Source organism: Acinetobacter sp. UBA6720 (genome assembly GCF_002454215.1).
In the GTDB taxonomy this organism is placed as follows: domain Bacteria; phylum Pseudomonadota; class Gammaproteobacteria; order Pseudomonadales; family Moraxellaceae; genus Acinetobacter.
Genome location: NZ_DKIK01000096.1, coordinates 548 through 5,959 on the forward strand (window position 1 = coordinate 548; position 5,412 = coordinate 5,959).

The window sequence follows — 5,412 nt, forward strand, 5'->3', positions numbered from 1 at the left end:
CCAACAGTTTGCACATAGGCAGGCACATGTTGAATCAATTCTTTAGCTTGAGCTGCACTGACATGGCGTGGACTAGGCGGGAAAAATACAAAACCAATTGCATCAGCCCCGGCTTTGACCACAGCTTGAATATCTTGGCTACGAGTAATTCCACAAATTTTGGCACGGGTTCGCATAGATTATGACTCTGGCTCAACCCTATTTATAGCTGATCTATAAATAACAGGGCGAATCATTGTAATGCAATTTTTTCGCCTTGCGTAAAGTTCATCCTGAAAAATCTTTACATAGATTGTTTAATTCGCATACAAACCTTATACTTCGCCCAAATGCAATAAGTCTGAGCACTATGCTTTAGGGAAGTTGGTGAGAGTCCAACACTGCCCCCGCAACGGTAAAACGAAACGTATATCTTTATAAGTGTTTGCACTTACATCACTGCACTCGTGTGGGAAGATGGATATACCAATATTGTTCGCAATATTTATATTTAAGTCCGGAGACCTGCTTATTGCGCCATTTAACTCAATCATTCACGGGGGGTGAATGTATGGAGCCAGCATGCCAAATTTATTTCAGCCTACAGCTTTAGTGGGCGCAATCGCTATTGCGATGGGTTTCTCCGCAACAGCATCTGCACAAGACAATACGAATGTTGTTAATGCTTCTTTAGACACACTCGTTGTAACTGCAACACGTTCTGAAGAAAAGATTAAAGACGTTCCTGCCCGTATTGCTGTGATTTCAAAAAGTGACATCGAAAAAAATCCAGCTCTTAACTTAAATGATCTAGTCAAACAAGATGCCGCATTAAATGTTGTTCAAACTGGTGGTCTTGGGCAAACAACTTCCATTTTCACCCGTGGTACAAATTCCAATCATACTTTAGTACTTAAAGATGGTGCTGCTTTAATTGAAGGGATTAATGGTAAAAATAATACCGAACTTTTAGATTTATCTGATGTCGGTCAAATTGAAATTCTTAAAGGCCCTGCTTCAGTTCAATATGGTTCTGATGCAATTGGTGGGGTAATCCAATTACTGACAGACACCCCAGAAAAAAATAGTGCATTCATTACTGGCTTATATGGTGAGAACAACACATATAAAGCACTGGTAGGATTAGATCTAGCTCAAGATGGTTTTTTTGCTCAAATTCGAGGTCAACGCTTAGAAAGTGATGGCACAGAAATCTTAAATACACAGAATAATGACCAAGCGAGCTATGACCAAAAAGGTTATAGCGCTAAGATTGGATACAAACAAGATAATTTTAAAACAAACGTATCTATTAGTGAAAATGAAGGAATTAATCACTATTTAGACTATTCTACAGGTACAAATACTGCTAAACGTGATTTTAAAAATCAATTGATCAACTGGAATGGTCTATACCAATTCACAGATGCATTAACTTTAAATGCCCGCTATTCAAATTATCAAGATGAAGCAACTTATATTGAAACGTATTCGTATGCCTATGATAGTGAGCGCAATGAAGGTGACATCAATTTAAATTGGAAGTTCACTCCAAAACAAAACATTTTGTTCGGCGTATCAACGCAAGATACTGATGTGACTTATGATTACCTATCTGGGAAGAAAAACCTTGGGTCTACAGGGTATTACTTACAACATCAATATAATAATGCGGGCATACACACTCAAGCAGGTATCCGTTTAGAAGATGATGATCAATTTGGTCAACACACTGTAGGGCAAATAGCTGGACGTTTACAAATTGCACCGTTGACAAGTGTTTATGCCAATATTGGTTCTGCATTTAAAGCGCCAACAGCCTATCAGCTATATGCTGGTTTTTATGGGAATCAAGATCTCAAACCAGAAGAAAGTATTTCTTATGAAATCGGTTTAGATCAACAATTTAACTATGGTTTAAGTGCAAATGCGTCTGTGTATTACACTAAAGTCAAAAACCTAATTGGATCAAATGCCTCATGGCAATATGTCAATATTGATGATGCCAATATGACTGGTGGTGAGCTCGGTTTAAATTGGAAAAAAGATCAACTTTTTACATCTGCTGAATATGCTTACGTAAAAACAGAAGATGAATCTACTGGGTTTGAACTCGTGCGTCGTCCACGTCAAACCTTTACCTTTACAGCAGGATATGATGACGGAACTTATGGTGTAAATACTGCTCTTGTCGCTCGTTCTCATGCAAAAGCTCAAGCAAGCCAAAACTCCGTTAAAATTCCTGGTTATGCAACGATTGATCTCAATGCATTTTGGAATGTAAATCCAAATATCAAATTGTTCACCAATATCCAAAACATTGGTGATGTCAAATACAAAGCAGTCTACTCAAGCACTGATACGTGGTACATCAATGGCGGTCGTTTTGCCTCAGCAGGAGTCACTTTCCGTTATTAATTTAGCGTAAAGACTCAAAAAACAATTTAAAACAGCGCAGTTTATGGATAATGTTTTGACCGACATTATCCTTTTTTTCATTCTTTTGGCAGGACAAATTATGGGCCACCGTTTAAGTAAAATTTATACCCGTACTGGCGACTCAGGCACCACAGGTCTGGGCGATGGATCACGTGTCACTAAAGATGACCTAAGAATTACCGCACTGGGTGATGTAGATGAGCTCAACTCAACAATTGGCGTACTTCGTGCCCAAATTAGTGCAAGCCAAATCACAGACAAAGCAACATGGGATAAAAGCTTAAGCCTCATCCAGCACTGGCTTTTCGACTTAGGCGGTGAAGTGTGTATTCCCAACTATCATTTGCTCCAACCAGTTTGTATTGAGTTTCTTGAACAAGAAATTGACCGTATGAATGAAGACTTACCAATGCTGAAAGAATTTATTCTCCCTTCTGGTTCTTTAGCATGTAGCTATGCACACCAAGCACGAGCAGTATGCCGCCGAGCTGAACGTAGCTTAATGTCGGTACACACGCGTGATCAAAATATTCAAAGCACCGCGCTACAGTTGCTCAACCGCTTATCAGACTGGCTTTTTGTTGCATCCCGCGCCTTGCAACGAGCTGGGGGCGGCTCAGAAGTGCTTTGGCAAAAAAATATTAATGAAACCATTTAAACCGTTCTAAGTTTTTAGAGCAAAATGGATTCCTTATGAGTCTTTTAGATAAGTTCACTGGAAGACTTTCTAAGATTACTTTTTTTTCGGGAAAAGTAATCAAAACCATTTACCCATCGTGAAACTCTTCGGACTGCATTGCATATTGCCAATATCGCAGAAGCATTACACTCAAACTCAATCCGACCTCTAACTATTACACACGGCATTGACGTATATCTGATATTTCCACCTTAGAATCTATCCCCCAATCCGATGTTTTAGCGCTACAATCAATCAAAAGACGTATAAATCAGGTTCAATATGAGAATCATCGGACATCGTGGTGCACGTGGCGAAGCCCCAGAAAATACCCTCGGCGGTTTTCAATATATTCATGATCTAGGCATCCGTGCGGTCGAATTTGATGTTCGTCAGCTCAAAGACCATGAGCTGATCATTATGCATGATGACAACATGCTCCGGACCACTGGTATCGACCAAGCACTCTACCCATTAAACAGCACAGAACTTGATACCTATAATCAAGCACATATTTGGTTAGACTGGGAAAAGCAAGGCACTCCAACTCTGCAACAAGCACTCCAGATTATGCAGGACTTCGAACATCTTGAGGTTGAAGTCAAAGCTGTAGCAACACAAGCAGAAGCGGAGCGACTGACACAACATCTCACACAGCAACTGAGAGACTTTGAGCAGAGTGCAGTCATCACCAGTTTTGATCTTAAAATCCTACAAGCACTCCAAGATATACATTCCCCACTGAAACGGGGCTTATTAATTGAAGAAAATATTCAACATCTTGCAATTGAACAAGCGCACAAATACGGCTGTTGCCAAATCGGCTGGATGAACCAACTGGCAACCGATGACCTGTTAAAAGCCACACAACAAGCGAATTTAGCGATTAGTGTTTGGACAGTAAATGACATCGAGCGCGCTAAACATTTACGTGACTGTGGCATTGATGGATTAATTACCGATTTACCTAAAATGATGCTACAACATTTGGCAGATGTTCATTGAACAAGCCAAAAATTGACTTGAATTTTACATGCGCAGTGGGACTGAAAATGTTCACTTTTCATATTGATCGCTCTACTACTATAGTGCCTAAAAATGCTTCGATAATTTCGATATCTAAACATTCTTATTCTGTTACTGTTTAGTACAATACATCTGTACAATAATGCTAGTGAATCACGGTTCGCTCATGCTAATATGCTGTAGCTTAATCCATGCAAAAAGTAATGGATTGACCTTCCATTTATACCTCCCAAGGTTTCAGGAGTGCTGTTGGAGATGAATGCTCCCCTACCCAAAGCCCCATTTAACTGGGTTGCAATTTTTGCATTGGTTTTTCTTCCCATTGTGGCTGTCATTGCAATTCCGTTATATGCCTACCATCATGATTTCAGCTTAGCCGCTTGGATCAGTATGTTTGTATTACTGGGTGTTAGTAGTTTAGGTATTACCGCTGGCTATCACCGTCTATGGGCACACCGTGCTTATGAAGCAAGCTTGCCTTTAAAAATCATTTTGATGATTATGGGTACATTTGCAGTACAAAACAGTATTTTATATTGGGGTTCAGGTCACCGTACCCACCACCGCCATGTCGATGATATCGAGAAAGATCCATACTCGATTAACAATGGTTTTTGGTATGCACACATGGGTTGGATGCTTCGTGACTATCCATCAGCAGAACCTGACTTTAAAAATGCGCCCGATTTACTCAATGATAAATTGGTGATGTTCCAACACAAATACTATGTGCCTTTAGTGATCATCGTCCACACGGGTATTTTATTACCAATTGGTTGGGCCGTAGGTGACTTATGGGGCGTGTTATTATTGGGCGGATTAATGCGTTTAATCCTCAGCCACCACGTTACGTTCTTCATTAACTCTTTATGTCATATGTGGGGCAAACGTCCATATACAGATGAAAATACCGCACGTGACAACTTCTGGTTAGCTATTGCGACTTGGGGTGAGGGTTATCATAACTACCACCACATTTTCCAATATGACTACCGTAATGGTGTGAAATGGTGGCAATATGACCCAACCAAATGGTTGATTTGGTCATGCTCAAAACTGGGTTTAGCTAAAAACTTACGTCGTATTCCGAGCTTTAATATCAAAAAAGCTGAACTTGCGATGAAGTTTAAGTATGCTGAGCAAGACTTAGAAGTTCATGGTCTGAATGTCAGTGATGACATCAGCTCAGCAAAAGCTCGTATTGCACAAGAGTATGATGCGTTCACCCAGACCTTAAATGACTGGGCAAAATTGAAAGAACAAGAAATTCAAGCCAAGAAAACAGCTGT

The 5,412-nt window shown here is 40.0% G+C and carries 5 protein-coding genes and 1 riboswitch; of the genes, 4 read left to right on the top strand and 1 reads right to left on the bottom strand.

The genetic code is table 11. The features are described 5' to 3' along the window. A partial coding sequence (locus tag B4F08_RS08795) for a phosphoribosylanthranilate isomerase (protein WP_414632468.1) occupies positions 1-176 on the bottom strand: 176 nt, incomplete at its 3' end. A 143-nt stretch (positions 177-319) separates the two neighbouring features. Continuing rightward, positions 320-526: riboswitch (cobalamin riboswitch) on the top strand. Positions 527-561: 35 nt separating this feature from the next. On the opposite strand from B4F08_RS08795, the gene B4F08_RS08800 reads away from it, so the two are divergent. The 4 genes from B4F08_RS08800 to B4F08_RS08815 all read left to right on the top strand — a co-directional run. Beyond that, positions 562-2,397 carry a TonB-dependent receptor plug domain-containing protein gene (locus B4F08_RS08800; protein ID WP_291374160.1) on the top strand — a complete coding sequence of 612 codons (1,836 nt, stop codon included), beginning with the start codon at positions 562-564 and terminating at the stop codon, positions 2,395-2,397. Positions 2,398-2,497: 100 nt separating this feature from the next. Then, a complete protein-coding gene (locus B4F08_RS08805; RefSeq protein WP_291374163.1) occupies positions 2,498-3,076 on the top strand; it encodes a cob(I)yrinic acid a,c-diamide adenosyltransferase in 579 nt (192 codons plus the stop codon). A 303-nt stretch (positions 3,077-3,379) separates the two neighbouring features. Continuing rightward, positions 3,380-4,102: a glycerophosphodiester phosphodiesterase gene (locus B4F08_RS08810; RefSeq protein ID WP_291374161.1), complete on the top strand. Its 723-nt coding sequence runs from the start codon at positions 3,380-3,382 to the stop codon at positions 4,100-4,102. Positions 4,103-4,378: 276 nt separating this feature from the next. Next, positions 4,379-5,412, top strand: a 1,034-nt coding sequence (locus tag B4F08_RS08815; protein ID WP_291374162.1) for an acyl-CoA desaturase, incomplete at its 3' end; no start/stop codon positions are given.